The organism is Microbacterium hibisci (genome assembly GCF_015278255.1).
Lineage (GTDB): Bacteria > Actinomycetota > Actinomycetes > Actinomycetales > Microbacteriaceae > Microbacterium > Microbacterium hibisci.
Map to the genome: position 1 here is coordinate 154,777 of NZ_JADIJC010000005.1, position 25,722 is coordinate 180,498.

Genomic DNA, 25,722 nt, shown 5'->3' on the forward strand with positions numbered 1-25,722 from the left:
GCTGCACGACGGGGGCGGCGTGACGCGGGGCATCCGCGGCGCACGCCGTCCCTGTCGGCTTGGCGGGTCAGCCGCAGCTGAGCGCCTCGTACGGCACCGTGGCGGTGTCGATGACGGTGGCGCCGTCGACGACCGCGGTGATGGTGGCCTCGACGGAGCCCGCAGCCAGTTGCCGCGTTCCCGCGGAGAACGTCTCCTTCACCGCCTTGTCGACCCGGGCGTCGTTCGCGGACGTCGATCCGTGCGGCGAGGTGATGTCGATCCGACCCTCGACGCTGCCGGTGTTCTCGGCGGTCACCGTGAGGCGGGCCTGTGGCCCGGTGCACCGACTCTCGACGGCGAGCTCGACGTCGGCGTAGCTCAGCCGGGTGATCAGGACCCCGGCGAAATCGCCCAGCAGTTCCGACTGCCCCGCGGTGGCCCGCCCTTCCCGCTGTGCGCGCGCGGCCAGTTCCTGGAAGTGGCTGAGCACGCTGATCGCCTTGGCATACTCCTTGCCCTTGGTCGCGGCATCCGTCTGTCCCTTCGCTATCGACAGCGTCGCGCGGTCCGCCAGCTCGACGAGCTGGGCGCCGCCGGGGAGGGAGAACGAAGCGACCTGGTCACGCAGCGACTGCGTCGACGGGAACGCGGGGAACTGCGAGACGTTCATGCACAGCTCTTCGCAGGTCAGCCCACGGCCGATGATCGAGGACTGCGCGTTCGCCCACATCTCCTCGCCGTCGGCCGGCAGCACGTAACCCGCCGCGACGTTCTGCTCGACCGCAGCGAAGAACGGCTCGAGGTAGCTGCCGCGATCGGGGTAGAGCGAGTTCAAGGTCGCGGTGTCGAAGGGCACATAGATGCCGTTCAGTCCGCACCCGGCGGCCGCCTTCGCGATCGGCACTTCGACGGGTGCCAGCCTCAGTCCGCCGAGGGCGTTCCCGTACGCATCCCTCTCGACCGTCCCCTGCGGCGTGAAGAGGGGAGGCGCGGTGGGCGGCGCCACACCGTCCCGCGCCCACGTCACCAGGTGCGCGGTGGCGGCAGCCCACGTATAACGCTCGGGGATGCGGCTGCGCGTCGGCCCTTGTGCACAGGTGTCGACCAGCGCGGCCGTCGGCTGGTCCCGGATGAGCTCCGGGTAGCGCACGATCATCGACTGCCAGTCGGAGTGCGTGGTGCCCGTCACGTGCCAGGTGCGCATGCCGTCGGTGTCGGGCTGCAGGGTGTTGAAGACCGCGGTCGCGCTCTCGGACTCGGAATAGACCTTGAAGACCGGGATGGGGAGGTCATCCCGCATCTTCTCGCCGCCGATGAAGAGGAGCGCAGCGTCGGCGACCGGCTCGCCCCGCGTCTGGATCGCGTTGGTGAACACCGACAGCCTGCCCGCGGATTGCGAGACGCCCGCCGAGACGACGGTCTGGATCTCATCCTCGATGTCGCCCAGCACGCCGGCGTGGCGCACGGCCTGGATGCCCTGGCCGTAGACGTCGTACGAGAGAGGGTCGCCGGAGGTGAATTGGCCGCCCGCCGTCAGGTCGAGGCCTCCGTAGCGGACGGGGTCGAACTGCTTCAGACCGAGGGTCGGATTCGTGATGGTCACGCTCTGTGCGGTGATGCCGACCCAGACGGCGCCTTCGCGCATGATCTGGTCGTGGGTGCGGTACCACATCGCCTCGACGTCGTAGCCCGACGTTGCATTGAGCCACTCGACGATGACGGTGCCGTTGAAGTCGCCGGCGTTCGCCGGCCGCCGGACGACCATGCGAGTGGTGTACGGGTGTCCGGACGAGACGATGTCGGCGGTCGGCGACGGCGTCGCGCGCGAGCCGATGCCGCCGGCGACGGTGGCGTTGTAGCGGTTGGCGGTGCCGCTGTAGAGGAACTCGGTCTCGGTGTAGTCGTGGTGGCCGACGAGGTCCGATGACATGAACGTGTGGCCGACGGCGGGGTCGCCGACGGCGGAGGGGATCGGCCCGCGGACGTCCGGTACCGGGAACAGCGACTCGTCGACGGCGGGCTCGGCCGCGCCTGCCGCGGGCGCGACCACGAGCGCTCCGGCAGCCACGGCGAACGCGGCGACGGCGGCGATGGCGCGGCGCGCGTCGGAGAAGGCGGATCGGCGGCGGCGGATGCGTCGTCGCTGCCGCCATTCCACTGCGAACGGTGATCGGTGCACAATGACTCCTTCGTCATCGAGGGGGACGCCCCGCGATGGCCGCGAGGTCGTGCGACGGTACCCGTCGAGGGCGTGCCGCGGCGACCGGTCGACCGCTGGATGGAACGGCGGATCGCGAGGACCTGCATCCGGTGTCCGGTTGATCGACCCAGCGCTCTTCACGGGCGGGAGCAATCTGCGGAAGTCGCGTAATAGATACCCCGGGGCGGTGTCTCTTGAGTGGGGGATATCGCCGGAGCCCCGGTCCGGCACCCCGGCCGAGAGTCCCGAGCTCACGGCTACCGGGGGTGCCGGCATTCTCGCGTCGGCCCCCCGGTCAATCTCCCCGCGCTTCCCCGCCCTCGTGATGGCCGCCGATGCAGGCAACGACCCGCCGGCGTCGCTCCTGCTCCCGTGCCGCGTCCCCGCCGGTTCCGCGACCGCCGGCGACGTCGTCGCTCTTCGGTAAGAGCCCACCGGCACCCTGCGGTGATCTCCGCGGCAGGAGCCGCGTGGCGAACCGTGGTATTGCTGGCCTCGGTCTGGAAACCGAATTCCGGAAACCAGGTGACACGGAGCGCGCGCGTTCCTAAAGTGGTGACATCGGCGCTGGGCTGTGGGGGTTCGGACGCCGAAGCGGTGCGCGGTGAAAGGGGACTTGCCGTGGAACAAGGCGCGGAATCGACCGGGGCCTCGTCACCCGCGCCTCCGGGGCCCCACCCGGCCGCGCCGGTCACGCGTGGCACGCTGGTGTGGTTCGGACTGGGCATCGTGCTGCTGTCGTTCTTCGCGGCGTTCCTGGGCTCGTGGCTGGCCAGATCGGTCGACACCGCGGAGCAGGAGCCGGCGCCGACGACGTCGGCGGAGCCGACGATCGCGCCCGAGTACGAGGACGTCCTGGCAGAGATCCTGCCGGCCGGCTCAGCGGTGCGCGCCGGATCGGGCGCACCCGAGTCGGGCAAGGGCTACGAGGGCGACGTCTACATCGACATCCTCACGGCGGACGTCTACCTGTTCCAGGACGACTGGACCTTCGTGGGCAACATCCGCCAGTCGGCCGCCGAGAATCTCACCGGAGAGCAGGGCCCGCGGGGCGAGCAGGGTGCCCAGGGCGAGCAGGGCGAGCAGGGGCCGCAGGGCGAGCAGGGGCCCACCGGAGCGCCGGGGACGCCGGGAACGCAGGTGTCGCTCGGGACCTCGGAGCCTGACCCGGACGACTGCACCGCTGACGGCGACATCTTCATCGACACCGTGACAGTGCAGTTCTACGAATGCGACGGGGAAGAGTGGCGGCTGTTCGGTCCGGATCCGGCGCCCGCACCCGAGGCCACCTCCGAGGAGTAGATCTCAGGACCGGATCGACGCCGTGACCGTGAACTTCGCGTTGCGGGCGATCTGCCGCGTCGGACCGACCGCGCTCTCGAGCGACGGCCGATAGCGCAGCGCCGAGTTCCACACGGTCCACAGTTCGCCGCCCGGGCGCAGCGCGCGCGCCGCTTCAGCGAACATCCGCGGCGCGATGCCCTCGTGCACCGCCGCCCCGGAGTGGAACGGCGGATTGAGTGCGATGAATCCCGAGCCGCCGTCGGGCTGGGCGCTCAGCATGTCGTCACGCACGACGTCGATGCGGTCGGCGACGCCGTTCGCGGCCGCCGTCTCGACCGCCGATGCGACGGCGGCGGCGGACTGGTCGGTCGCGATGACGCGGAGATCCGGATGCCGCAGCGCCAGCGCCGCCGCCACGACGCCGGTTCCGCACGCGAAGTCGATCGCATCGCCGGTGACGGGAGGCAGGTGCTCGAGCAGGAACCTCGTGCCGATGTCGATCGTCGGGCCGGCGAACGCCCCGCCGAACGCGCAGACCACGATGCCATCGTGCGCGGCACGGCGTGGCACCGGGTCGGCGCCGTCGTGCGGTGCGCGGGCCACCAGCACGCGGGACTTCTGCCGGGCATGCGAGACGTCCACGCGGCCGAACCGCCGGCGCAGCACGTCGTTCATCGCGACCGACATGTGCTTGATCCGCCCGCCGGCGAAGACGACGACCCCCGGCGCCGCGTGGGCGGCGATCAGGCCGGCGATGTCGTCGAGGGCGTCGAGCGCGCGCGGCAGCCGCAGCAGCACCACACGCGCATCCCGCACGAGATCCGCCGACAGCGGCATCGACGTGAAGGTCCCTGCGAGGCCGAAGCGCTCGGCGTTCGCCGCGAGCGCGCGCTCTCCGGTGAGCGGGTCTTGATGGACACGGATGCCGCGACCGCCTCCCGCGGCCGCGCTCAGGGTCAGCGCGCCGTAGCCGTCGCCGATCACGACGAGGTGACCGTCGCCGAGGCCGCCGCGGGCGGACGCCGACTCGTCGAGGAGCAGCCGGTCTGCGGCATCCGTCGCCACGAGGTCGGGAGCCTCGACGTCGGGCCACCGGCGCAGGGACTCCAACGAGAACGTCACCGCTCAACGCTACCTGCGGGCGGCGGCACTCAGACCCGGGGTGACGAATGCGCCCGCCCGCGCGGCGGCGGGGCTAACATTTAGCGCGTGTCCGAGCGCCCCTTCAGCCCCGTCATCGCTCTGCTCACCGTGGCGAGCGTGTGGGACGGTCACTTGGGCTCCGAACTGCGCGACCTCGGCCTGACCACCCGCAAGTACGGCCTGCTGGCGCACATCGACGCGACACCGGGGATCTCGTTCAGCGAGCTCGCTCGGCGATCGCAGATCACCGTGCAGTCCGCGCACACCGCGGTGCAGGCCTTGGTCGCGGACGGACTCGTCGCCGATGCGACCAAGCACGCCGGCGCCGCCTCGGACCTCCGGGTGACGGGGCGCGGGGAGGAGCTGCTGCAGGCGGCCGAGCAGCGGCTCGCCGCGCTCGACGGCGCCCTGACGACAGGTGCTCCGGCGCTGGCCACGGCGCTCGAGGGTCTGCACGAGAAGCCGTTCGGCCTCGCCGCCGGATGACGAGGCCGACGGGCGTACCGCCCGCCGGCAGGGGGGCCGGCTTCCTTCAGTTAGGCTGAAGGAGTGTTCCGGAATCCTCACACCCTCTTCCGCGCGCTCGCCATCGCGGAGGTGATCTCCTGGACCCTTCTCATCACCGGCCTCGTTCTCCGCGCCGCCACCGGGTGGGCGCTCGGCGTCACGATCGGCGGCGGCATCCACGGCTTCGTCTTCCTGTCCTACGGGGCGACGGCGATCCTGGTCGCGCTCAACAATCGCTGGCGCGTCGGCCCCACGGCCGTCGCGCTCGTGAGCGCGGTGATCCCGTACGCGACGATCCCTGCCGAGCTGTGGCTCCAGCGCAGCGGCCGGCTCGCCGGCGCCTGGCGGCTCGAGCAGACCGACGATCCGCGCGACGGATCGTGGTACGACCGGCTCATGCGGTGGTTCCTGCGCCGCCCGTGGGTGCTCGGTGCGCTCATCGCCCTCGCCGTCGTGCTGCTGTTCGTCGTGCTGCTCATCGTCGGCCCGCCCGGCGGGCGCGACTGAGCGCGCGCGGCAAGCCGGCGGCCGGAGCGCCGTCGTCCGCCGGCGGCGGCTCGCCGGCGGTGTCGATCAGCTCCAGGCCGGAAGCTGCTGCAGGGTCCAGGTGTTGCCGTCGGGGTCGTCGAACTGCACGAATCGGCCCCAGTCCTGCTCGTCGACGCCCCGCCCCTCGACGCCTTTCGCGCGCAGGTGCGCCAGGGCCTCGTCGGCGTCGGGCACGACCACCTGGATCGTGTTCTGACGACCCGGCTCGAGCTCGTTGCCGAGGCCGGTGCCGAAGGCGATGGAACAGGCAGACCCGGGCGGTGTCATCTGCACGAACCGCAGTCCGTCGGTGGGGGTGTGGTCGTGATCGGCGTGGAATCCGATCCTCTCGTAGAACTCTTTCGCCCGGTCGACGTCCGTCACCGGCACGTAGATGAGCTCGATCTTCCAGTCCATGGTGCTCCCTCTCGTCTCTGAAGCGGGTCCCCCAACGGCCACCACGGTATGCCCGGTGTGCGACATCCGCCGGGCTTCCGCGTATTCGGGGTCGGCGGGGAATACCTGCCGTCCAGCGCGGTTGAACTTGACAATGCAGGTATCAAGTTCAAAACTTGATGCTCATCCACTCAAGTTTCAGGAGAGATGGAATGCCCGAAGACTTCACCCCCCAGCCCGGCGACGACGCGAGCTCGTTCGACGAGTTCCTGTCGCGCTATCTCGCGGGGGAGCGCGCGCGTGCGGAGCGGTCGATCGACCTCAGCCGCTACCTCGGCGCGCGCACGCAGGAACTGCTCCAGCGCGCCGGGAAGTACGCGCTCGACCGCGGACAGCGCGAGCTCGACGCCCTGCACGTGCTCCGCGTGCTCGTCGCCGAGGCGCCCGCCCGCGACGCTGTCGAGCGCATCGGCGCGGACGCCGACGCGATCGTGCGAGCCACCGAGGAGCGGCTTCCGGCCGCATCGTCCCAAGCCGACGTCGACGGCGCGATGCTGACCTCGTCGGTGCAGCGCGCGCTGTTCCACGCGTTCCAGGTCGCGCGGTCGTCCGGATCGACCTACGTCGACCCCGAGCACCTCTTCTTCGCACTGGTGCTCGCGCAGGACACCCCTGCCGGCCATGTGCTGGCCCGCGCCGGAGTGACCGCCGAGGCCCTGACGCAGGGCGCACGCGAGACGGTGACGCCAGGCGCTTCGACCCCGTCGGGGCACGGGACCGAGGCCGCGGCATCCGACACCCCCATGCTCGACACGTACGGCACCGACCTGACCGCCCGCGCCGTCGACGGCGAACTCGACCCCGTCATCGGTCGCGCCGACGAGATCGAGCAGACGATCGAGATCCTGAGCCGCCGCACCAAGAACAACCCGGTGCTCGTGGGCGAGGCGGGCGTCGGCAAGACGGCGATCGTCGAGGGCCTCGCGCAGGCGATCGTGGACGGCGACGTGCCGGAGCAGCTGCTCGGCAAGCGCGTCGTCGCACTCGACCTGCCTGCGATGCTCGCGGGCACCCGCTACCGCGGCGACTTCGAGGAGCGCCTGACCAAGACGATGGACGAGATCGCCGCTCACAAGGGCGAGCTGATCGTGTTCATCGATGAGGTGCACACCGTCGTGGGCGCCGGCGGCGCGGGTGACGGCGGCATGGATGCCGGCAACATCCTCAAGCCTCGCCTCGCGCGCGGCGACCTGCACCTCGTGGGGGCGACCACCCTCAAGGAGTACCGCGTGATCGAGAAGGATCCCGCGCTCGAGCGCCGGTTCCAGCCGGTGCGCGTGGGCGAGCCGTCGATCGAGGACGCCGTCCTGATCCTGCGCGGGCTCAAGCCCGCGTACGAGGAGCACCACGGCATCGTCTACACCGACGAGGCGCTGCGCGCCGCCGTCGAGCTGAGCGACCGCTACCTCAGCGAGCGGGTGCTGCCCGACAAGGCGATCGACCTCATCGACCAGGCGGGCGCCCGGCTGCGCCTGCGGCTCGGTGCGAAGGTGGACGTGAGCGGCCTGATCGAACAGCTCGCGACGCTGGAGGCGGACAAGAACGCCGCCGTGTCGGCGGAGCACTACGAGGAGGCGTCGCAGATCCGCGACCAGATCGCGGAGGTGCAGGAGCGCCTCGAGCGCGCCACCGCCGCCGGCGCCGCCGTGCGGACGGATGCCGTGGTGGACGAGCCCGAGATCGCGGCCGTGATCAGCCGGGCGACCGGCATCCCGGTGAACCGCCTGACCGAGACCGAGCGCGAGCGCCTCGCCGCGCTCGAGGACGAGCTGCACGATCGCGTCATCGGGCAGGACGACGCCGTGACGGCCGTCGCCAAGGCTGTGCGCCGCAACCGCACCGGCATGGGAGACGCGCGCCGCCCGGTCGGCTCGTTCCTGTTCCTCGGCCCGACCGGTGTCGGCAAGACCGAGCTGGCCAAGGCTCTGGCCTCGAGCCTGTTCGACGACGCGGGCGCCGTGATCCGCTTCGACATGAGCGAGTTCGGCGAGCGGCACACCGTGTCGCGTCTCGTCGGCGCCCCTCCGGGATACGTCGGCTACGACGAGGCCGGTCAGCTCACTGAGCGGGTGCGGCGCAACCCGTACTCGATCGTGCTGTTCGACGAGATCGAGAAGGCGCACCCCGACGTGTTCAACCTGCTGCTGCAGGTGCTCGACGACGGCCGCCTCACCGACGGTCAGGGGCGCACGGTCGACTTCCGCAACACCGTGGTCGTGATGACGTCGAACCTCGGCTCGGAGTTCCTCGCGTCGCGCGGGGGCGCCATCGGCTTCCTGGCCGACGGCGGCGGGTCGACCGGCTTCGGCTCGGAGAAGGATCTGCGCGACCGCGTCTTCGGCAAGCTGCGCGAGGCGATGCGGCCCGAGTTCCTCAACCGCATCGACGAGATCGTGCTGTTCCGCAAGCTCGAGAAGCCGCAGCTGCAGAGCATCGTGCGACTCCTGCTCGCGGCATCCGACGCCCGGCTCGCGAAGCGCGAGGTCGAGCTCGTCGTGACCGACAGCGCGGTGGCGTGGCTCGCCGACAACGGCTACGAACCCGAGTACGGTGCCCGGCCGCTGCGCCGTCTCATCCAGCGCGAGGTGGACGACCGCATCGCCGACCTGTTCGTCACGGGTGCGCTCGTGGACGGCGGAACGGTGACGGTGGATGCCGTGGGCGAGACGCTCTCGGTCGTCGCGGGTTCGCCCTTCGCGGTCGCGGCATGAGCTGACCCACCACCAGAGGCGTCGTGCCCGTCGGGCGCGGCGCCTCTCGGCGTTCCTGGCGTGCATCCCCGGGCCGGGCGCTGGCTCAGGCGTGCAGCATCTGTTTCAGCGTCCGCGCGTTGCGGACGGCGTTGCCGCCGCCGTCGTTGTTGAAGTAGGCGTGCACCTCGTGCCCGCCGGTCTCCCACTCGCGGATGCGCTCGGCCCACCACGCGAGGTCGTCGTCGGAGTACGAGCCCCCGTAGAGGTGCTCGGGATCGGGCCCGTGCAGGCGCACGTAGACGAGCGGCGCCGTCGCGCGCAGGATGCAGGGGAGGCGCGCCCCGCTCATCACACAATAGGCCGCTCCGTGCCGCTCGAGGATCGAGAAGACGGCCTCGTCGATCCAGGACGGATGCCGGAACTCCACCGCCGGCCGCGTCCAGGCGGGCAGCGCCCCGAGGAAGTAGTCCAGGCGCGCATCGTCCCGCTCCAAGCCGGGGTGCAGCTGGACGATGAGCGGGCCGCGGCGGCCCCGCAGCTCGTGGAGCCCGCGCGTCACGCGCTCGATCCAGACCTCCGGATTCAGCAGCCGGCGGGCGTGCGTGAGACCGCGCGGCGCCTTCACGGCCATCTCGAAGCCCGCGGGCAGCCGCTCGCGCCACGAGGCGAACCGGGCGTCGGCGGGCCAGCGGTAGAAGCTGCCGTTCAGTTCCACGACGTCGAACTCGGCGAGGTACTCGTCGAGCCAGCGGCTCTGCGGCCCGTGGTACAGCACGCCTCGCCAGTGCGGGTAGACCCAGCCGGAGGTGCCGATGCGTGCCATGCCTCCAGAGTGGGGGACGGGGGACCGGTGCCGGGAAGGGGTTGCAGCGGCGAGGCGGGCGCGATAGCGGGCTCGGGATGCGCGTGGGCAGGGGGTCGGGATGCGCGTGTCCGCGGCCGCTGACAGAGTGGTCTCATGAGCCGCATCGGAGCGATCTTCAACCCGTACACGCACTCACCCGACGAGTTCCGCGACGCCGTGCTCGCCGCCGAGTCCGCGGGGTTGCCCGAACTGTGGGTCTGGGAGGACTGCTTCCGCCAGTCCGCCTTCGCGACGGTCGGCGCCGCGCTCGCGTGGACCGAGTCGCTGCGGATCGGGATCGGCATCGCGCCGATGCCGCTGCGCAACGCGGCGGCGACCGCGATGGAACTGGCGACCGTCGAGCGGCTCTTCCCCGGACGCCTCCTGCCCGGCGTCGGGCACGGGGTGCTCGACTGGATGGGACAGGTCGGCGCGCGGGTCGCCTCGCCGCTGACACTGATGCGGGAGTACGTGCCCGCGCTGCGCAGCCTGCTGGCGGGTGAGGAGGTCTCCGCCGAGGGGCGGTACGTCAAGCTCCGTGACGTACGGCTCGACTATGCGCCCGCCACGCCGCCGCTCGTGTATGCGGCGGCCGAAGGGCCGAAGACGCTCCGTCTCAGCGGCGAGGTCGCTGACGGCACGGTGCTCGACAGCGGCCACACGGCAGAGGAGTACGCCGTCGCCACGGCGGCGATCCGCGAGGCGCGTGCCGCCGCGGGGCGGCCAGGCCACCACGACGTCGTCGCCTACGTGGTCACCGCGTTCGGCGCCGACGCCGGGGCGCGGGCGATCGCCGATGTCGGCGACAAGCCCGACCCCGAGGCCCGTGCGCTGTGGGGCGACCCGGCGCAGGTCGCCGCCGGCGCGCAGCGGTTCTTCGACGCCGGCGTCGACGACGTCGTGCTGCTCCCGGCCTCGCGCGGAGACATCGCCGAGTTCTACCGCTCCGCCGCCGAGGTCGCCCGTCTCGTGCCGGTGACGGTCGCGTGACCGGCGCGCTCTCACTCGGCATCGCGGCCGTCGCCGGGCCGGCGCTCGCGGCGCACATCGCGCCGGCGGTCGAGGCAGCCGGGCTGCGCGCCCTCTGGGTCAACGACACGCCGGGGCATGACGCGCTGGCGGTGCTGCACGCGGCGGCGGGCGCCACCGAGCGCCTCGGACTGGCGACGGGTGTGCTCCCCGTCGACCGGCGCACGTCCGACGACATCCTCGCGGCCGCGGCCGGCCTTCCGGCGGAGCGCCTGATGCTCGGCATCGGATCGGGCCAGCTGAAGCAGGGCGCGGTCGCGCGAGTGACGGATGCCGCGGCCACCCTCCGCTCCCGCGGCGACGCGCGCGTCGTGGTCGGCGCGCTGGGCCCGAGGATGCGGCGTGCGGGGGCGACGGCATCCGATGGCCTGCTGCTCAGCTGGCTCACGCCGGGGATCGCGGCGGAGCAGGCGCGTCAGGCGCACGAGCTCGCGCCGTCGGCGCACGTCGCGCTGTACGTGCGCACAGCGGTCGAGACTGTCGCGGCCGATGCGCTCGCCGAAGAAGCCGCACGCTACGCCGGCTACCCCGCGTACTCCGCCAACTTCGGGAGGCTGGGGATCGACGCCGCCGACACGGTGATCCGTCCCGGCGAGCTGCGCGACCGGATCGCCGCGTATCGCGCCGCGGCCGACGAGGTGGTGCTGCGGGCGATCACGCCGTCCGGCAGCCTCGACGACCACTTCCGGTTCATCGAGGCGGTCGCCGAGGCCCTCGCATGATGCGCAGCGTGGCGCGTTGGGCGTTGGCCGCGCTGCTGCTCGCGGCGGGTGCCTCGCACCTGACGTGGGGACGCCGCGGCTACCGGATCGTCGTGCCGGACTGGGCCGCCGATCTGCTCCGCACCGACAAAGACACCATCGTGGTCGCCTCCGGCGTGGTCGAGCTAATGCTGGGCGGCGCGCTCGTCGCGCTCCCCGCCGAGCAGCGTCGCGTCGGCTGGGTCGTCGCGGCGTTCTTCGTCGCGGTGTTCCCGGGCAATGTGCACCAGTGGCGCACCCGACGCCCGGCACCCATGCTGCGGACGGATCGCGCCAGGTTCATCCGGCTCCTGCTGCAGCCGCCGCTGGTGGCGTGGGCGCTGTGGAGCACCGCCGGTCGAGCGGACAGCGGCCGATGACCCGGCCTCGTGCCGTCGTCGCCGGCGCCTCCGGTTTCGTCGGCGGCGCGCTCGTCGAGGCCTTCACCGACGACGGGTACGAGGTTCGCACCATCGGCCGCGCGGGCGCCGACGCCACCTGGGAGGACGCCCCCGGCATCCGCGACCTCGTCGATGGGGCGGCCGTCGTCGTGAACCTCGCCGGCAGATCGGTCGACTGCCGCTACACGGATCGGAATCGCGACGAGATCCTGCGCTCGCGGGTCGAGACCACCCGCGCCGTGCGCCACGCGATCGAGGGCGCGTCGGCGGCTCCGCCGGTCTGGCTGAACGCCAGCACCGCGACGATCTACCGCTACGCCCTCGACCGGCCCCAGACGGAAGCGGACGGCGAGCTCGGCACGGGCTTCTCGGTCGATGTCGCGCGTACGTGGGAGGACGAGTTCTTCGCCGGCGAGCTGCCGGGCACCCGCCGCGTCGCGCTGCGCATGGCGATCGTGCTCGGCGACGGCCCCGCCACCCGCATCCTCGTACGGCTGGCCCGTACCGGACTCGGCGGTCCGCAGTTCGACGGCTGGTGGTTCCCCCACCGTCGCTATCGGGGCATCGGCCCACATCCCACCGGCGACGGCCGTCCGCCGTGGCATCGGTCGCGCGGGCGCCAGCGGTTCAGCTGGATCCACCTCGACGACGTCGTCGCGGCCGTGCGCTTCGTGCGCGACGACCCGTCGATCGCGGGCCCCGTGAATCTCGCGGCACCCGCCGCCGCCGACAACCGCACCCTCATGGCCATGCTCCGCCGCGTGGTCGGCGCGCCCGTCGGCCTGCCGGCGTGGCGGTTCATGCTGGAGCCGGCGATGTGGGCGCTGCGCACCGAGCCCGAGCTCGTGCTGAAGAGCCGGTGGGTCACGCCGCAGGTGCTGACGGACGCCGGCTTCGCCTTCGCGCACCCGCAGCTCGAGCCCGCTCTCAGCGACGTCGTCTCGGCGCTGGGTCGCCGGCGCTGACCTCGGAGACGCGCGCACGATATCGCGGGGGACCGACACGGTGTCGGGGCCGGATGCGAGAATGCGGGCATGCTGCTCCACGAGCTCGTGACGGTGACGGATGCCGTGGCCTCGACGTCGTCGCGACTGGCCAAGGTCGCCGCCCTCGGCGAAGCGCTCCGGCGCCTCGAACCCGACGAGATCGAGCCCGCGATCGGGTTCCTCGTGGCCTCGCCGCGACAGGGGAGGCTCGGCGTCGGATGGCGGAGCCTGACGCAGCTGCGGGTGGACCACGCGACCGGGTCGACGCTGACGATCGGCGAGGTCGACGCGGCTCTCGACCGGCTCGCAGCGGCCGACGGCCGGGGCTCCGTGGCGACCCGCACCGCAGAGCTCGAAGCCCTAGCCGCGGCCGCGACCACGCAGGAATGGGACTTCGTCTCTCGCGTGATGCTCGGCGAGCTGCGCACCGGGGCGCTGGAGGGCGTGCTGCTGGACGCCATCGCGAAGGCGTCCGAGCGCGACGCCGCGACGGTGCGGCGGGCCGCGATGCTGTCGGGCGACCTCGGTGCGACGGCGCGCCTCGCGCTCACCGGGACGCCGGACGAGCTCGCCCAGGTGGGCCTTCAAGTGGGTCGCGGCGTGCTGCCGATGCTCGCATCGACGGCGGGCTCGGCGACCGAGGCCCTCCAGACGCTCGGGGGCGCGGCATCCGTCGAATACAAGCTCGACGGCGCGCGCATCCAGGTGCATCGCGACGGCGACGACGTGCACGTCTACACGCGCAGCCTCGCCGACATCACGCACCGCGTGCCCGAGATCGTCGAGGCCGCCCGGGCGCTCGCGGCCGAGCGGGTGATCCTCGACGGCGAGACCCTCTCGCTCGACGAGGACGGCGGGCCGCGGCCGTTCCAAGACACCATGGCGCGCTTCGGCTCGGAGACCGGTGTCGAGGTGGTCCTGCGGCCGTGGTTCTTCGACATCCTCCACCTCGACGGTCGCGACCTCATCGACGAGCCGCTGCAGACGCGGCTCGAGGTGCTCGAGCGCGTCGCCGGCGACGCCCGCATGCCGGGCATCGTCACCGACGATCCCGCGCGGGCCGAGGAGTTCTCGCGCGAAGCGCTCGCCGCCGGACACGAGGGCGTGATGGTGAAGGGCCTCGACGCGCCGTACGCCGCAGGGCGCCGTGGGAAGAGCTGGCTGAAGATCAAGCCGGTGCTGACGTACGACCTGGTCGTCCTCGCGGTCGAGTGGGGGTCGGGCCGTCGTACGGGGCAGCTCTCGAACCTGCACCTGGGCGCGCTCGACCCTGAGGGGGCGTTCGGCGAGCCCGGGGGCTTCGTGATGGTCGGCAAGACGTTCAAGGGCATCACCGACGCGACGCTTCGGTGGCAGACGGAGCACTTCCCGACGATCGAGACGCACCGCACGGCGCACGCCGTGCACGTCCGCCCCGAGACCGTCGTCGAGATCGCCATCGACGGCGTGCAGCGCTCGACGCGGTACCCCGGCGGCGTGGCCCTGCGGTTCGCGCGGGTCAAGGGCTACCGGCCCGACAAGCGTCCGGACGAGGCCGACTCGATCGAGACGCTGCGCGAGCTGCTGCGCGGGTAGCCGGCCACGCACGGGCGCGTGCGGCCGAGCCGAGGACGCGACCGTCAGCGACGGACCGCGACGTACCGGTGCTCGGGCCGGCCGGTCGTGCCGTAGCGCAGCCGCACCTCCACCTGCCCGCGGCCGGCGAGACCCGCGAGATGACGCTGCGCCGTCGCCCGCGAGATGCCGACGCGGTCCGCGATCTCGGCCGCCGAGGCCTCGTCGTCGCCGAGCCCCTCGAGGATCAGCTGCTCGGTGGCCGAGCGCGCGACGGTCGCCGGCTCGGCACCTCCGTGCATGATCGAGAGCGCACGGTCGATCTGCTCCTGCTCGAGCGGACGCTCGCCGGTCAGCAGGTTGCGCAGACGCGCGTAGCGGTCGAGGCGGTCGGCGAGCACTCGCGCCTCGAACGGCTTGGTCAGATACGCGAGCGCCCCGGCGCGAAGCGCTCGCCGAACGGTGGCGGCGTCTGTCGCGGCCGACAGCACGAAGGCGTCGACTCCGGCCGCGGCGACGAACTCCACGCCGTCGCCGTCGGGGAGGAACGCGTCCACGAGCAGCAGATCGGGAGCGTGCGCGCGGACCGCCTGACGGGCGGCGCCGAGCGAGTGGACGGGATCCAGCGCCGTGTACCCCGCCCGGGCGGCGACCACGTCGCGGTGCAGTCCTGCCACGCGGAAGTCGTCGTCGACCACGAGCACGCGGATGGGGGCGGTCATGCATCCTCCTCTTCGGGGACCGGAACGGCGGGCTCAGCGGGGTCCACCGCGCGGAGCGCGCCCGGCAGCCGTGCGCCGAAGACGGCGCCGGCCCCGTCGCCGCCGGGGTCGATCAGCCAGACCTCGCCGCCGCGGCGGCGCGCCAGATCCCGCGACAGCGGCAAGCCGATGCCGTGACCGTGGACGGCCTGCGCGGTCTCGGGCGCGGCTTCCGCGCCGACGGCTCCTGCGATCACCCCGGCGAACGGGTCGCTCCCGGCGGGGATGATGCCCACGCCCGAGTCGGAGACCGTGAGGACGACCTCGTCCCCGTCGCCGAGGAGCGCGATCTCCACCCACGCCGGTGCGGGGGCGGCGACCGCGGCCGTGACGGCGTTGCCGACGAGGTTGCCGAGGATCGCAGCCACGTCCTCGGCCTCGGCGACCTCGCCGAGCAGGAACGTGTCGTCCGAGATGCGAAGGTCCACGCCGCGCTCGCGCGCGGCGGCGGCCATGGCTCCGATCAGCGACTGCAGGAACGGGTCGGGCACACGGTCGAGACCGGGTACGGCGAAGTCCACCGCCCCGCGCTCGGTCAGGTCGCCGAGGAACGCGCGCGCCTCGTCGACACGCCGCGCGTCGAGGAGGCCGCTCGCCACGTGCAGGCGGTTGGCGAACTCGTGCCGCTGCACCCGCAGCGCCTCGGTCATCGCACGCACGGTCTCCAGCCGTCCGGCGAGCGCCTCGACGTCCGTGCGATCGCGCACGACCACGACCTGGCCCAGTGCGCGGTCATCGCGTCGCACGGGCCGGGTGTCGAGGTACAGCACGCGGTCACCCGCCACCGCCTCCACGCCCGATGCCCCGTCGCGGATCGCGGCGCGCACCGCGTCCGGGAGGGGCAGGTCGTCGAACCGGCGCCCGACCGGGGCCTCGAGCGCCAGCATCCGCTCGGCCGCCTCGTTGCACACCCGCACCACGCCGTCGGGGTCGAGGGCGATGACGCCGTCGCCGACGCCCTCGAGCACCGCCGCCTGGTTCTGCACGAGGGCGACGAGCTCTTCGGGCTGGAGTCCCAGCGTCAGGCGCTCGAAGCGCCGCCGCAGCAGCAGCGTGGCGAGGGCCGCCAGCGCGACGCCGCCGATCGCCGCGATCGCGATCGTCGTGATCAAGGCGGGCAGGTCGTCGAACACGCTCGCGCGCTCGAATCCCACGCTGACCTCGCCGACGGGCACGTCGCCGCCCTCGGGGTAGACCGGGACCTTGGCACGGGCGGATTCGCCGAGGGTCCCGACCTCCCAGTCGACCACCTCGTTGCCCTCCATCACCTCGGCGAACGGCGTCGACACCACCTCGCCGAGCAGCGCCTCGGTGGGGTGGGCGAGGCGGATGCCGTGGTCGTCGGTGATCACCACGAACAGCGCGTCGGTGCGCTCCGCCACGTCGGCCGCGACCCCCTGGAGGGGCCCGCCGCGCAGGTCCGCGGCATCCGGAGTCCCCGGGTCGGCCGAGAATTCGGCGACCAGCGCCTTCACGTCCGGATCCTCGGCCACGGTCCGCGCGATGTTGAGGGCGGCCGCCTCGGACTCGGCGCGCAGCTGGCGCACGCCCAGCCAGCCGAACACGAGCGCGCACACCGCGACGACCGCGGTCACCGTCGCCAGCTGCACCAGCAGCAGCCGTGTCGCGAAGCGCATGCCACCTCCCGGGCCGGCGGACCGCCGCACCCCGTGCGCACGTGAGCACAATGCGCAGAAGACACGCTACGCGCACAACCTGCGGCAATGCGACATAGCGCGCGGTGGCGGCAGGGCCGCGCCTAGCCTCTCGGGAGCGCACCGGCCCCGGTGCCAGACCTGACGCACCGCACGACGAAGGAGTCGACATGAACGCGGCAGCCCCCCTCCTGCTCCAGGCCGCTGAGGCCGACCCCGGCTACGCGACCGCCTTCGTCCCGCCCGAGTGGGTGCTCGTGGCGCTGGGATTCACGATGGTCCTCGTCTTCATGGCGCTGATCATGACGCGCCGGCTCACCCCGATGGTCGCGCTCATCATCGTGCCGACGATCTTCGGGCTCTTCGCGGGTGCGGGGCTCGGACTCGGCGACATGATCATCGACGCCATCGCGAGCATGGCACCCACCGCGGCGCTGCTGATGTTCGCGATCATGTACTTCGGCATCATGATCGACGTCGGGCTGTTCGACCCGCTCATCCGCGCGATCACTCGGCTGCTCGGCGACGACCCCGCCAAGGTGGTGCTCGGGACGGCGGTCCTCGCGGGCGCCGTGTCGCTCGACGGCGACGGGTCGACCACGTTCATCATCACGACGTCGGCGATGCTGCCGATCTACCTGCGCCTGGGGATGAGCCCCGTCGTGCTCACGTGCGTGGCGGGCCTCATGAACGGCACGCTCAACATCGTGCCGTGGGGCGGCCCGACAGTCCGCGCGGCGACCGCGCTCGGCCTCCAGCCCACCGACGTCTTCGTGCCGATGCTGCCCTCGCTCGCGGCGGGCGTCGTGATCGCGCTGACGTTCGCGTGGTTCCTCGGGCTCTCGGAGCGCAAGCGGATCGGCCGCATCGACGAGTCGCGTCTCGCCGGCGACGGAGGAGCCTTCCCGGCTCCGCGGATCTTCCGCGGCTCGGACACGAAGCCGGGTGCCCGCGCGACCCTCCGTACCGGCAACATCGTGACGCTCGCCGGCGGGCGGGGCGGGGTGCCCGCCGCCACGGCCGTGGTCGACCGCGAAGACACCGCGATGGCCGACACGATGCTCGACCCGAACCGCGCGACGCTGCGGCCGAAGCTGATCTGGTTCAACCTCGCGCTCACCCTCGCGGTGATGGTCCTGCTGGTGCTCGACATCTTCCCGCTCGCGTACGTGTTCATGGTGGGCGCCGCGATCGCCCTGGTCGTGAACTTCCCGAAGCTCAAGGGCCAGGCCGACGAGATCGTCGCCCACGCTCCGAGCATCGTCGGCGTCGTCTCGATGGTGCTGGCCGCGGGCGTGCTCGTGGGCGTGCTGAACGGCACCGGAATGGTCGACGCGATGGCGACGTGGATCACCACCGTGATCCCCGCCTCGCTCGGACCCTTCCTCGCCGTGATCACCGGCGTCCTGTCGATCCCGTTCACGTTCTTCATGTCGAACGACGCGTTCTACTACGGCATCCTGCCGGTGCTCGCCCAGAGCGCCGAGCACTTCGGCATCGCGCCGGTCGAGATGGCGCGCGCGTCGATCACCGGGCAGCCGGTGCACCTGCAGAGCCCGCTCGTGCCCGCGATCCTGCTGCTCGTGTCGCTGGCGAGCGTCAACCTCGGCGACCACCACAAGAAGGTGCTGTGGCGCGCCTGCGTCGTGTCGCTCGCGATGCTCGCCGTCGGCGTGCTGGTCGGTGCGATCCCGCTCATGGCCTGACCCCCCCGGCCGCGCCGGCCGGCGCGGCCGACGGTGGCCCCCCGGTCTTTCTCGAGGGAATGGGCTGGGGCGAACGTAGGATTTCGGCATGACCAAGGGACCGGCGCCGAGCGCCTCGTTCGAACACCGCAGCTTCGGCGGCGCCGGCGCCGACCGCACCGTCGTCCTGCTGCGGGCGGGCGTGTCGACGCTGTCGGACCCGCAGCCCGAGGCGACCATCCGCCGGCACGCGCGGATCGTGGCGGTGGGTCTCACCGTCGACGACCTCGACGACCCCGCCGCTTACCGGGGCGCCACCTCGGCCGAGACCACGGCGGCGACGCTCGCGGAGTTCATCGGCGCCGAGCAGCACGATCGCCCCGCCGGTCTCGTGGGCGTCGGCGATGCGGGCGCCCTGGCGATCATGGTCGCCGCGCATCTGGGCGAGGGCGTCGACCGGCTCGCGCTGGTGGCCGTTCCCGAGCCGACCTCCGGGCTCGCGGGCTCGGAGGTCGCCGACCTGCTGGCGCGCATCCCCGCCAAGACGCTCATCCTGAACGGTCAACGCGACCCCGACGCCGCCGCGGCGGCGGCACGCTGGTACAAGGAGCGGCTTCCCTCTGCGCGCATCGAGATGGTGCCGCGGACCGACGACCCGACGGCCCGGGTGATCCTCGCCGACGTGTGGGAGCGGGTGCTGTCGCACGTCGCCCCCGGAACGATCCGATGACCCGGATCGTCGTGCTCACCGGCGCAGGCATCTCGGCCGAGAGCGGCGTTCCCACCTTCCGGGGTCCCGACGGGCTGTGGGAGGGGCACGACATCGAGGACGTCGCCACTCCCGAGGGCTTCGAGCGCGACCCCGACACCGTTCTCGCCTTCTACGACGCGCGGCGGCGGGTCGCGGCATCCGTCGTCCCCAATGCCGCCCATCGTGCGCTCGCGCGGCTGGAGGGCGCCATCGGCGACGACCTCCTGGTGGTCACCCAGAACGTCGACGACCTGCACGAGCGCGCCGGCAGCCACAACCTCGTGCATATGCACGGCGAACTCTTCCGCGCGCTGTGCCTCGCGTGCGGCGCGCGGCCGACGTGCGACGGCGACCTCATCGACCGGCCTCACTGCCCGGCATGCGGAGAGCGGATGCTGCGACCCGACGTGGTCTGGTTCGGCGAGATGCCGTACGACCTGGAGCGGATCGAGCAGGCCGTCGTGGCCTGCGACGTGTTCGTCTCGATCGGCACGTCCGGTGCGGTGTACCCGGCCGCGGGCTACGTCGCACTCGCCGCCGCGTTCGGCGCACACACCGTGGAGCTCAACCTCGAGCCGACCGATGCCGCCGTGCCCTTCGACGACGCCCGCACCGGACCGGCCGGCGAGCTCGTGCCGGCGTGGGTCGACGAAGTGCTCTCGGCGCGCTCGCCGCGGGCGTGACGCGAGAAGGCGCCGGGCGGATGCCTCCGCCCGGCGCCTTCGCCGTGTTCGAACGCGCTATATCCTGGCGCCGCCCGATCGCAGCCGCGACAGCGCGTCGACCGTCGCGGCGAGGATGAGGACGCCGCCGGTGACCAGCAGGTTGATGCCCGCGGGCAGGCTCAGCAGACCCAGGCCGTTCGTGATGACGGCGATCACCAGCGCACCGATGGCCGCGTGCATGAGGCGACCGCGTCCGCCGAAGAGGCTGACGCCACCGACGACGGCCGCGGCGACGCCCGAGAGCACGATGTCGCGGCCGACGGTGGCGTCGACCGTGCCGACGCGCGCAACGCTGAACAGCGCTGACACGACGGCGAGCATCGAGCAGATCACGAACGCCCACCACTTGACCCAGCGCACCTTGACGCCCGAGCGACGGGCGGCCTCGGCGTTGCCGCCGATGGCGTAGATGTAGCGTCCGAACTTCGTGCGGTCGAGCACGAAGGTGCCGATCCACAGGATCACCAGCACCACCGGCACGATCAGCGGCACTCCCTGCACCGCGTGGAGGGCACCGCCGCGGTTCTGGTTGAGCATGTAGACGAACGCGCCGCCGATGACGGCGATGACGCCCAGCTTGATCCACACCAGCGACAGCGGGCGGTTGGGGACGCCCGCCTGCGTCCGGCGCATGCGATCCCAGAACGAGGTCGCGGCCGAGACGGCGAGGATCACGGCGAGCATCACCCAGCCGCCCCAGACGGGCAGGTTGCCGTTCTGCAGCGCGATGAGCTCGGGCACCTGGACGCGGTACAGGCCGCCGTCGCCGATGATGAGGAGCGCGAGGCCCTGATAGCCCAGGAACAGACCCAGCGTCACGACGAACGACGGGATGCCGACCCTCGCGACGAAGAAGCCGATGAGCGCGCCCGTGGCGAAGCCGACGCCGAACCCGATGAGGAGCGCGAGCGTCCACGGCAGCTGGAACTGGGTGGCGAGCACGACGAAGACGGCCATGGCCACGCCGCCCGTGACGCCGGCCGAGAGGTCGATCTCGCCGAGGAGCAGCACGAACACGAGCGCCATGCCGAGCATCACCAGGGGAGCGGCCTGGTTGAGCAGGTTCGCGAAGTTGCGCTCGGTGAGGAAGTACGGGCTCAGCGTGGCGAACAGGATCGTGAGCACGACGAGTCCGCCGAGGGCGGGCAGGGCGCCCATGTCGCCGCCGCGCACGCGCTGCCACCAGGCGCGCACCTGGTCGCCCACGCCGCCTTCGACGCCGCTGCCGATCATGTCGCCGGCCATCGGGTCGGGACCGGCCTCCGTCCGGGTCACGCTGCTGGTCATTCCGCTCCTCCCTCGGTGCGCAGAGTGGACGTGTCGACGAGGTCGACGCCGTTGGGGGTCTTGGTGCCGGTGATGTAGCCGACGATGTCGTCGCGCGTGGTCTGCGAGGTGGGGATCTGAGCCACCATCTGGCCGAGGTAGAGCACGGCGATGTCGTCGGCGACGGCGAAGACGTCGGCGAGGTTGTGGCTGATGAGGACGACGGCGACGCCCTGCTCCGACAGGCGCTTGACGAGGTTCAGCACCTGTTCGGTCTGGGCGACGCCGAGGGCAGCGGTGGGCTCGTCGAGGATCACCACGCGCGCCTTCTTCAGGACGGCGCGGGCGATGGCCACCGTCTGGCGCTGACCGCCCGACAGGCTGGAGACCTTCTGGCGGACGGACTTGACCGTGCGCACCGAGAGCGAGCGGAGGGTGTCGGAGGCCTCCTTCTCCATGCGGCCCTCGTTGAACGTGCCGTACGACAGCTCCTCGCGGCCGAGGAACATGTTCTGCACGATGTCGAGGTTGTCGCACAGCGCGAGGTCCTGGTAGACGACCTCGATGCCCAGGTGCGCGGCGTCGCGCGGCGCGTGCAGGTCGCGGTGGGTGCCGTCGATGAGGACCTCGCCCTCGTCGTAGGGCTGCACGCCGGCCAGGCCCTTGATGAGCGTGGACTTGCCGGCGCCGTTGTCGCCCACGAGGGCGGTGACCTTGCCGGGGTGGACCTTGAGGTCCACGCCCTTCAGGACGCTGACCGGCCCGAAGGACTTCTTGACGCCGACCAGCTGGATGATCGGCTCGTCGCCGACGGCGACGGCGGGAGGGGTGAGGGTGGTGTCTGACATGCTCGCTTCCTTGCGGGTCGATCGTGCGAAGGAGGGTGCCGCGCCCAGGGGCGCGGCACCCTCGCGGTCAAGACCGCTTTACTCCGTGATGCCGTACTCGTCGCACTTCGCGACCACGTCGGCGGTGCAGACGTCGTCGTACGAGGCGTCGCCCGCGGCGATGACATCGCCGACCTCTTCGGGGCCGACCAGCTGAGGCGTGACCGCGATGTACGGCGTGCCGTCCTCGAGCTCCTGGTCGGCGCTCGGGGTGTCGCCCTGCAGCAGCGCGACCGCGACCTCGACGGCCGCTTCGGCCTCGAGCTTCACCGGCTTGTAGACCGTGGCGGTCTGCCAGCCGAGGAGGATGTACTGCAGCGCGCCGACCTGCGCGTCCTGGCCCGACAGGGCCACGCCCGACAGGTTGTTCTTCTGCAGCACCGAGATGACGCCCGCCGCGTTCGCGTCGTTCGCCGACCAGACGCCGTCGACCGTGCCGCCGAGCGCGGTCAGCGCCTGCTCGAAGTTGGTCGCGGACTTCTCCTGGTCCCAGACCCCGGGAGGCTCGGCCGCGGCGACGATGCCCGCGCCCTCCATGACCTCGACGGCGCCTTCCTTGAACATCGCCGCGTTGCCGTCGGTCGGGTCGCCGCCCATGTAGACGACCTTCGCGGTGGCCGGGTCCTTGCCGGCGGCCTCGAGGCCGTCGAGCACGGTCTGGCCCTCGAGACGGCCGACCTCCACGTTGTCGAACGACACGTAGTAGTCCGCACCCGTGAACGGGCGGTCGTACGCGACCACGGGGATGCCCTCGCCCTTGGCCTTCTCGGCGACGCCCTCGGCGGCGCCCTGGTAGTCGACGAGCAGCATGACGCCGCAGCCCTTGGTGAGCTGCTGGTCGGCGATCGTCGAGTACTTGTTGACGTCGCCCTGCGCGTTCTGGATGTCGGTCTCGAAGCCGGCCGCCTCGAGGCCCTCCTGGAGGTACTTGCGGTCGAAGTCCTCCCAGCGGTTCGAGGACTCGGCGTCGGGGAGGATCACGCAGGCGCGTTCCGCGGCGTCGCCGCCGCCGGTGTCGCCGCCGTCTCCGCCGTCACCGTTGCCGCCGGCACAGCCGGCCAGCAGCACCGCGGCGGCACCCGTGAGGGCCGCCACGGCGAGGAGTGAAGACTTCTTCATCTTTCGCCTTTCGTCGTTGAAGCGAGCGCACCCCAGGATCGTCCCCGGTGTTCATCGCGCTGAAGCGATCATCGATGACACGGATTCTTATCGTCAAGTCTTGAACATAACGCTTTGGCAACGCGTGGACGTTGGCAGAGCGGCGTCGAGACACCCGCGCGCTAAGAGAGCGCTTACCGTGCAGAATGCACAGCCAGCCGCGAAATACGGAGCATTCTGGCAAGGTCTCCCATGACCGCGCCTGGATGCGCCGGATCACTCATTCGCCAAGTGAAGACAGCGCGCTGGTCGGCCGTCAGGCGCGGCCGGTCGCCGCGCGCGTGCGACGAGACAGCGAGTCCACGATCACGGCCAGCACGAGCACCACGCCGGTCACCATGAACTGCACCGACGAATCGAGGTTCAGGAGCGTGAGCCCCGACGAGATCGACTGGATGACGACGATGCCGATCAGGGCGGAGAAGGCCGAGCCCCGGCCGCCGAAGAGGCTCGTACCGCCGATGACGGCGGCCGCGATCGCGTTGAGGTTCACGTCCCCCGTGCCCGAGCTCTGGTTCGCCGACGCGAGCCGCGCCGCCGCGAGGATGCCGCCGACGGCGGCAAGCGTCGAGCACATCGCGAACACCGAGAAGTAGATGCGATCGACCCGGATCCCTGCGCGCCGCGCGGCCTCGACCGAGCCCCCGACCGCGTAGACCGCGCGACCCCATCGCGTGCGGGTGAGCATGAAGTTCATGGCGACGACCAGCGCCAGGAAGAACAGGAACATCACGCCGACGCCGCGATCGAGGTTGAGATACCATGTCGCGACGAGGAGGAACGCCAGGAGCACGCCGCTGCGCAGCGCGATCTCTCCGTAGCCCTGACTGACCAGGTTGGCCGCGGCGCGGCGGCGCGCGCGACGGACGAGCGACCACGCGAACGCGGCGACGGCGAGCACGGCCACCGCATACGAGGCCCACGCCGGGAGGAACATCTGCTGCGCGAACTGCACCAGCCACGAGTCGAAGGGGATCGCGATCGATCCGGTCTCGCCGAGCACCCACAGCTGCAGCCCCAGGAACCCGAGCAGGCCTGCCAGGGTGATGACGAAGCTCGGCAGCCCGAAGCGCGTGAACAGGAAGCCGTACACGAGCCCCACCAGGAAGCCGATCGCGATCGCGGCGGCGATGGACAGCAGAAGGTTCCACTGCAGCTGCACGAACGTGACGGCGAGCACCGCGGCCGCGAGTCCCGACACCGACCCGACCGAGAGGTCGATCTCGCCCACGAGGAGCACGAGCACGACGCCCAGCGCGATCGTTCCGATCGCGGCGCACTGCATCGTCAGGTTGGAGAGGTTCTCGCTCGAGAGGAAGACCGGGTTGAGCAGCTGGAACACGGTCCAGATGACGGCGATGCCGAGCACCACGGGCACGGCCCCCAGGTCGCCGCCGCGCACGCGCGCCACGAACGCCTCGAAAGCATGTCGGATCCCGCTGGAGCTCAGCAGCCGCTCGTCGGGCGGCACCTCGGCGAGCCGCTCGCCCGGCGCGCTCATCGGGCCCCGCCCCCGCGCGGGCGGGTCGTGCGGCGGGCGCCGCCGCGCGGCAGCCGGATGACGGTGCCGCCCGCCGTCTCGTCGCTCACCGGCTCTTCGTCGGCCGGCTCGCGGTCGATTGTCGCCTCACGGATGTCGGCCGGGCCTGGGCCGGGCGGGTCGCTGTCGCGCGCGAGTTGCGGCGCGGCATCCGCTCGATCCGGACGTCTCATGCCGGAATGGTCGACCGCTCCCGTGATGGCGGCGATGAGGATCTCGCTCGTGACGTCGGCGACGTTGTACACGCCGTTGTTGCGACCGAGCCGCAGCACCACGACGCGGTCGGCGACGGCCATGACGTCGGCCATGTTGTGGCTGATCAGGATGACGCCGTGGCCGCGCTCGCGGAGGCGCTCGATGAGGTTCAGCACCTCGGCGGTCTGCGCGACGCCCAGTGCCGCCGTCGGCTCGTCGAGGATCACGACCCGCGGCTCGCCGATGAGGGACCGCGCGATGGCCACGGTCTGGCGCTGACCGCCCGACAGCGACGCCACCGGCACGCGCACCGAGGGGATCTTGGCCGAGAGCTCGCGCAGCAGGGTCCAGGTGCGCTGCTCCATGTCGACCTCGTCGAGCGTCGCACCGTCGCGGAGCTCGCGGCCCAGCCACAGATTCGCGACCACGTCGAGGTTGTCGCACAGCGCGAGGTCCTGGAAGATCGTCTCGATCCCGAGCTCCTGCGCATCGGCGGGGGAGCCGATCCCGACCGGCTCGCCGTCGAACTCGATCGTCCCCGCGTCGGGCGGGTGCACGCCCGCGAGCACCTTGACGAGGGTGGACTTGCCGGCCCCGTTGTCGCCGACGAGCGCGACGACCTCGCCCTCGTTGACCCAGAAGTCGACGTCGGTCAGCGCCTTGACGGCGCCGAAGCGCTTGCCGATGCCGCGCATCGTCAGCACGCGTTCGCGCGGTCGTCCCGTCCGCGGGTGCGTCATCGACATCCTCCG

General features: G+C 71.9%; 22 protein-coding genes and 1 pseudogene. 12 read left to right on the plus strand and 11 right to left on the minus strand.

Annotated elements, in window-relative coordinates:
* Positions 1-67: 67 nt before the first annotated feature.
* Entirely contained in the window at positions 68-2,161 is a 2,094-nt protein-coding gene (locus tag IM770_RS11165; RefSeq protein WP_203581213.1) for an alpha/beta hydrolase domain-containing protein, read from the minus strand.
* Positions 2,162-2,803: 642 nt separating this feature from the next.
* Between IM770_RS11165 and IM770_RS11170 the strand changes: the two genes are divergently transcribed.
* Positions 2,804-3,484, plus strand: a complete 681-nt coding sequence (locus tag IM770_RS11170; RefSeq protein ID WP_203581214.1) for a collagen-like protein — start codon at positions 2,804-2,806, stop codon at positions 3,482-3,484.
* A 3-nt stretch (positions 3,485-3,487) separates the two neighbouring features.
* On the opposite strand, the gene IM770_RS11175 is transcribed toward IM770_RS11170, so the two are convergent.
* On the minus strand, positions 3,488-4,588 hold the full coding sequence (locus IM770_RS11175; RefSeq protein WP_203581215.1) for a class I SAM-dependent methyltransferase: 1,101 nt from the start codon (positions 4,586-4,588) through the stop codon (positions 3,488-3,490).
* Between the two features lie 87 nt (positions 4,589-4,675).
* Between IM770_RS11175 and IM770_RS11180 the strand changes: the two genes are divergently transcribed.
* Positions 4,676-5,095, plus strand: coding sequence for a MarR family winged helix-turn-helix transcriptional regulator (locus tag IM770_RS11180; RefSeq protein WP_203581216.1), 420 nt, complete (start codon positions 4,676-4,678; stop codon positions 5,093-5,095).
* Positions 5,096-5,158: 63 nt separating this feature from the next.
* A complete protein-coding gene (locus tag IM770_RS11185) occupies positions 5,159-5,623 on the plus strand; it encodes a DUF3817 domain-containing protein (RefSeq protein WP_203581217.1) in 465 nt (154 codons plus the stop codon).
* 66 nt (positions 5,624-5,689) lie between these two features.
* Here IM770_RS11185 and IM770_RS11190 read toward each other — a convergent pair whose 3' ends face one another.
* A complete protein-coding gene (locus IM770_RS11190) occupies positions 5,690-6,061 on the minus strand; it encodes a VOC family protein (RefSeq protein WP_203581218.1) in 372 nt (123 codons plus the stop codon).
* A gap of 191 nt (positions 6,062-6,252) precedes the next feature.
* Here IM770_RS11190 and IM770_RS11195 point away from each other — a divergent pair, with 191 nt between their 5' ends.
* The gene (locus IM770_RS11195; RefSeq protein ID WP_203581219.1) at positions 6,253-8,811 is read left to right on the plus strand and encodes an ATP-dependent Clp protease ATP-binding subunit; all 2,559 of its coding nucleotides are present in this window, start codon (positions 6,253-6,255) and stop codon (positions 8,809-8,811) included.
* A gap of 85 nt (positions 8,812-8,896) precedes the next feature.
* On the opposite strand, the gene IM770_RS11200 is transcribed toward IM770_RS11195, so the two are convergent.
* Positions 8,897-9,616: a DUF72 domain-containing protein gene (locus tag IM770_RS11200; protein ID WP_203581220.1), complete on the minus strand. Its 720-nt coding sequence runs from the start codon at positions 9,614-9,616 to the stop codon at positions 8,897-8,899.
* A 135-nt stretch (positions 9,617-9,751) separates the two neighbouring features.
* Between IM770_RS11200 and IM770_RS11205 the strand changes: the two genes are divergently transcribed.
* The 5 genes from IM770_RS11205 to IM770_RS11225 all read left to right on the plus strand — a co-directional run bounded on the left by IM770_RS11205 (position 9,752) and on the right by IM770_RS11225 (position 14,368).
* Complete coding sequence (locus IM770_RS11205) at positions 9,752-10,627, plus strand: LLM class flavin-dependent oxidoreductase (RefSeq protein ID WP_203581221.1); 876 nt, start codon at positions 9,752-9,754, stop codon at positions 10,625-10,627.
* Positions 10,624-11,388 carry an LLM class flavin-dependent oxidoreductase gene (locus tag IM770_RS11210; RefSeq protein ID WP_203581222.1) on the plus strand — a complete coding sequence of 255 codons (765 nt, stop codon included), beginning with the start codon at positions 10,624-10,626 and terminating at the stop codon, positions 11,386-11,388. The genes IM770_RS11205 and IM770_RS11210 overlap by 4 nt, the downstream gene beginning before the upstream one ends.
* On the plus strand, positions 11,388-11,786 hold the full coding sequence (locus IM770_RS11215; RefSeq protein WP_203581383.1) for a DoxX family protein: 399 nt from the start codon (positions 11,388-11,390) through the stop codon (positions 11,784-11,786). Before IM770_RS11210 ends, IM770_RS11215 begins: the two co-directional genes overlap by 1 nt.
* Complete coding sequence (locus IM770_RS11220) at positions 11,783-12,772, plus strand: epimerase (protein WP_203581223.1); 990 nt, start codon at positions 11,783-11,785, stop codon at positions 12,770-12,772. Before IM770_RS11215 ends, IM770_RS11220 begins: the two co-directional genes overlap by 4 nt.
* A gap of 69 nt (positions 12,773-12,841) precedes the next feature.
* Entirely contained in the window at positions 12,842-14,368 is a 1,527-nt protein-coding gene (locus IM770_RS11225; protein ID WP_203581224.1) for an ATP-dependent DNA ligase, read from the plus strand.
* A gap of 44 nt (positions 14,369-14,412) precedes the next feature.
* Here IM770_RS11225 and IM770_RS11230 read toward each other — a convergent pair whose 3' ends face one another.
* Both IM770_RS11230 and IM770_RS11235 read right to left on the minus strand, forming a co-directional pair.
* The gene (locus tag IM770_RS11230; RefSeq protein ID WP_203581225.1) at positions 14,413-15,069 is read right to left on the minus strand and encodes a response regulator; all 657 of its coding nucleotides are present in this window, start codon (positions 15,067-15,069) and stop codon (positions 14,413-14,415) included.
* Positions 15,066-16,745 (minus strand): sensor histidine kinase, encoded by a 1,680-nt coding sequence (locus IM770_RS11235; RefSeq protein ID WP_203581226.1) that lies wholly within the window; start codon positions 16,743-16,745, stop codon positions 15,066-15,068. The genes IM770_RS11230 and IM770_RS11235 overlap by 4 nt, the downstream gene beginning before the upstream one ends.
* Positions 16,746-16,933: 188 nt before the next feature.
* Here IM770_RS11235 and citH point away from each other — a divergent pair, with 188 nt between their 5' ends.
* The 3 genes from citH (at position 16,934) to IM770_RS11250 (ending at position 19,882) form a co-directional block, all read left to right on the plus strand.
* The gene (gene citH, locus IM770_RS11240; RefSeq protein WP_203581227.1) at positions 16,934-18,469 is read left to right on the plus strand and encodes a citrate transporter CitH; all 1,536 of its coding nucleotides are present in this window, start codon (positions 16,934-16,936) and stop codon (positions 18,467-18,469) included.
* Between the two features lie 88 nt (positions 18,470-18,557).
* Positions 18,558-19,178: an alpha/beta fold hydrolase gene (locus IM770_RS11245; RefSeq protein WP_203581228.1), complete on the plus strand. Its 621-nt coding sequence runs from the start codon at positions 18,558-18,560 to the stop codon at positions 19,176-19,178.
* The gene (locus IM770_RS11250) at positions 19,175-19,882 is read left to right on the plus strand and encodes an NAD-dependent deacylase (RefSeq protein ID WP_203581229.1); all 708 of its coding nucleotides are present in this window, start codon (positions 19,175-19,177) and stop codon (positions 19,880-19,882) included. Before IM770_RS11245 ends, IM770_RS11250 begins: the two co-directional genes overlap by 4 nt.
* 57 nt (positions 19,883-19,939) lie before the next feature.
* Here IM770_RS11250 and IM770_RS11255 read toward each other — a convergent pair whose 3' ends face one another.
* The 5 genes and pseudogenes from IM770_RS11255 to IM770_RS11275 all read right to left on the minus strand — a co-directional run.
* A complete protein-coding gene (locus IM770_RS11255) occupies positions 19,940-21,211 on the minus strand; it encodes a sugar ABC transporter permease (protein ID WP_203581230.1) in 1,272 nt (423 codons plus the stop codon).
* On the minus strand, positions 21,208-22,038 hold the full coding sequence (locus IM770_RS11260; protein ID WP_203581231.1) for an ATP-binding cassette domain-containing protein: 831 nt from the start codon (positions 22,036-22,038) through the stop codon (positions 21,208-21,210). Before IM770_RS11260 ends, IM770_RS11255 begins: the two co-directional genes overlap by 4 nt.
* 78 nt (positions 22,039-22,116) lie before the next feature.
* Positions 22,117-23,196, minus strand: coding sequence for a substrate-binding domain-containing protein (locus tag IM770_RS11265; protein ID WP_203581232.1), 1,080 nt, complete (start codon positions 23,194-23,196; stop codon positions 22,117-22,119).
* Between the two features lie 295 nt (positions 23,197-23,491).
* The gene (locus tag IM770_RS11270) at positions 23,492-24,736 is read right to left on the minus strand and encodes a sugar ABC transporter permease (RefSeq protein WP_203581233.1); all 1,245 of its coding nucleotides are present in this window, start codon (positions 24,734-24,736) and stop codon (positions 23,492-23,494) included.
* Positions 24,737-24,939: 203 nt separating this feature from the next.
* Positions 24,940-25,716, minus strand: a pseudogene (locus IM770_RS11275) (ATP-binding cassette domain-containing protein); the annotation flags it as partial.
* Positions 25,717-25,722 lie beyond the last annotated feature (6 nt).

Coding starts and splice junctions, on each gene's coding strand:
- IM770_RS11190 (WP_203581218.1), bottom strand. CDS start 6,061: ATGGACTGGAAGATCGAGCTCATCTACGTGCCGGTGACGGACGTCGAC.
- IM770_RS11195 (WP_203581219.1), top strand. CDS start 6,253: ATGCCCGAAGACTTCACCCCCCAGCCCGGCGACGACGCGAGCTCGTTC.
- IM770_RS11200 (WP_203581220.1), bottom strand. CDS start 9,616: ATGGCACGCATCGGCACCTCCGGCTGGGTCTACCCGCACTGGCGAGGC.
- IM770_RS11205 (WP_203581221.1), top strand. CDS start 9,752: ATGAGCCGCATCGGAGCGATCTTCAACCCGTACACGCACTCACCCGAC.
- IM770_RS11215 (WP_203581383.1), top strand. CDS start 11,388: ATGCGCAGCGTGGCGCGTTGGGCGTTGGCCGCGCTGCTGCTCGCGGCG.
- IM770_RS11220 (WP_203581223.1), top strand. CDS start 11,783: ATGACCCGGCCTCGTGCCGTCGTCGCCGGCGCCTCCGGTTTCGTCGGC.
- IM770_RS11225 (WP_203581224.1), top strand. CDS start 12,842: ATGCTGCTCCACGAGCTCGTGACGGTGACGGATGCCGTGGCCTCGACG.
- IM770_RS11230 (WP_203581225.1), bottom strand. CDS start 15,069: ATGACCGCCCCCATCCGCGTGCTCGTGGTCGACGACGACTTCCGCGTG.
- IM770_RS11235 (WP_203581226.1), bottom strand. CDS start 16,745: ATGCGCTTCGCGACACGGCTGCTGCTGGTGCAGCTGGCGACGGTGACC.
- citH (WP_203581227.1), top strand. CDS start 16,934: ATGAACGCGGCAGCCCCCCTCCTGCTCCAGGCCGCTGAGGCCGACCCC.
- IM770_RS11245 (WP_203581228.1), top strand. CDS start 18,558: ATGACCAAGGGACCGGCGCCGAGCGCCTCGTTCGAACACCGCAGCTTC.
- IM770_RS11250 (WP_203581229.1), top strand. CDS start 19,175: ATGACCCGGATCGTCGTGCTCACCGGCGCAGGCATCTCGGCCGAGAGC.
- IM770_RS11255 (WP_203581230.1), bottom strand. CDS start 21,211: ATGACCAGCAGCGTGACCCGGACGGAGGCCGGTCCCGACCCGATGGCC.
- IM770_RS11260 (WP_203581231.1), bottom strand. CDS start 22,038: ATGTCAGACACCACCCTCACCCCTCCCGCCGTCGCCGTCGGCGACGAG.
- IM770_RS11265 (WP_203581232.1), bottom strand. CDS start 23,196: ATGAAGAAGTCTTCACTCCTCGCCGTGGCGGCCCTCACGGGTGCCGCC.
- IM770_RS11270 (WP_203581233.1), bottom strand. CDS start 24,736: ATGAGCGCGCCGGGCGAGCGGCTCGCCGAGGTGCCGCCCGACGAGCGG.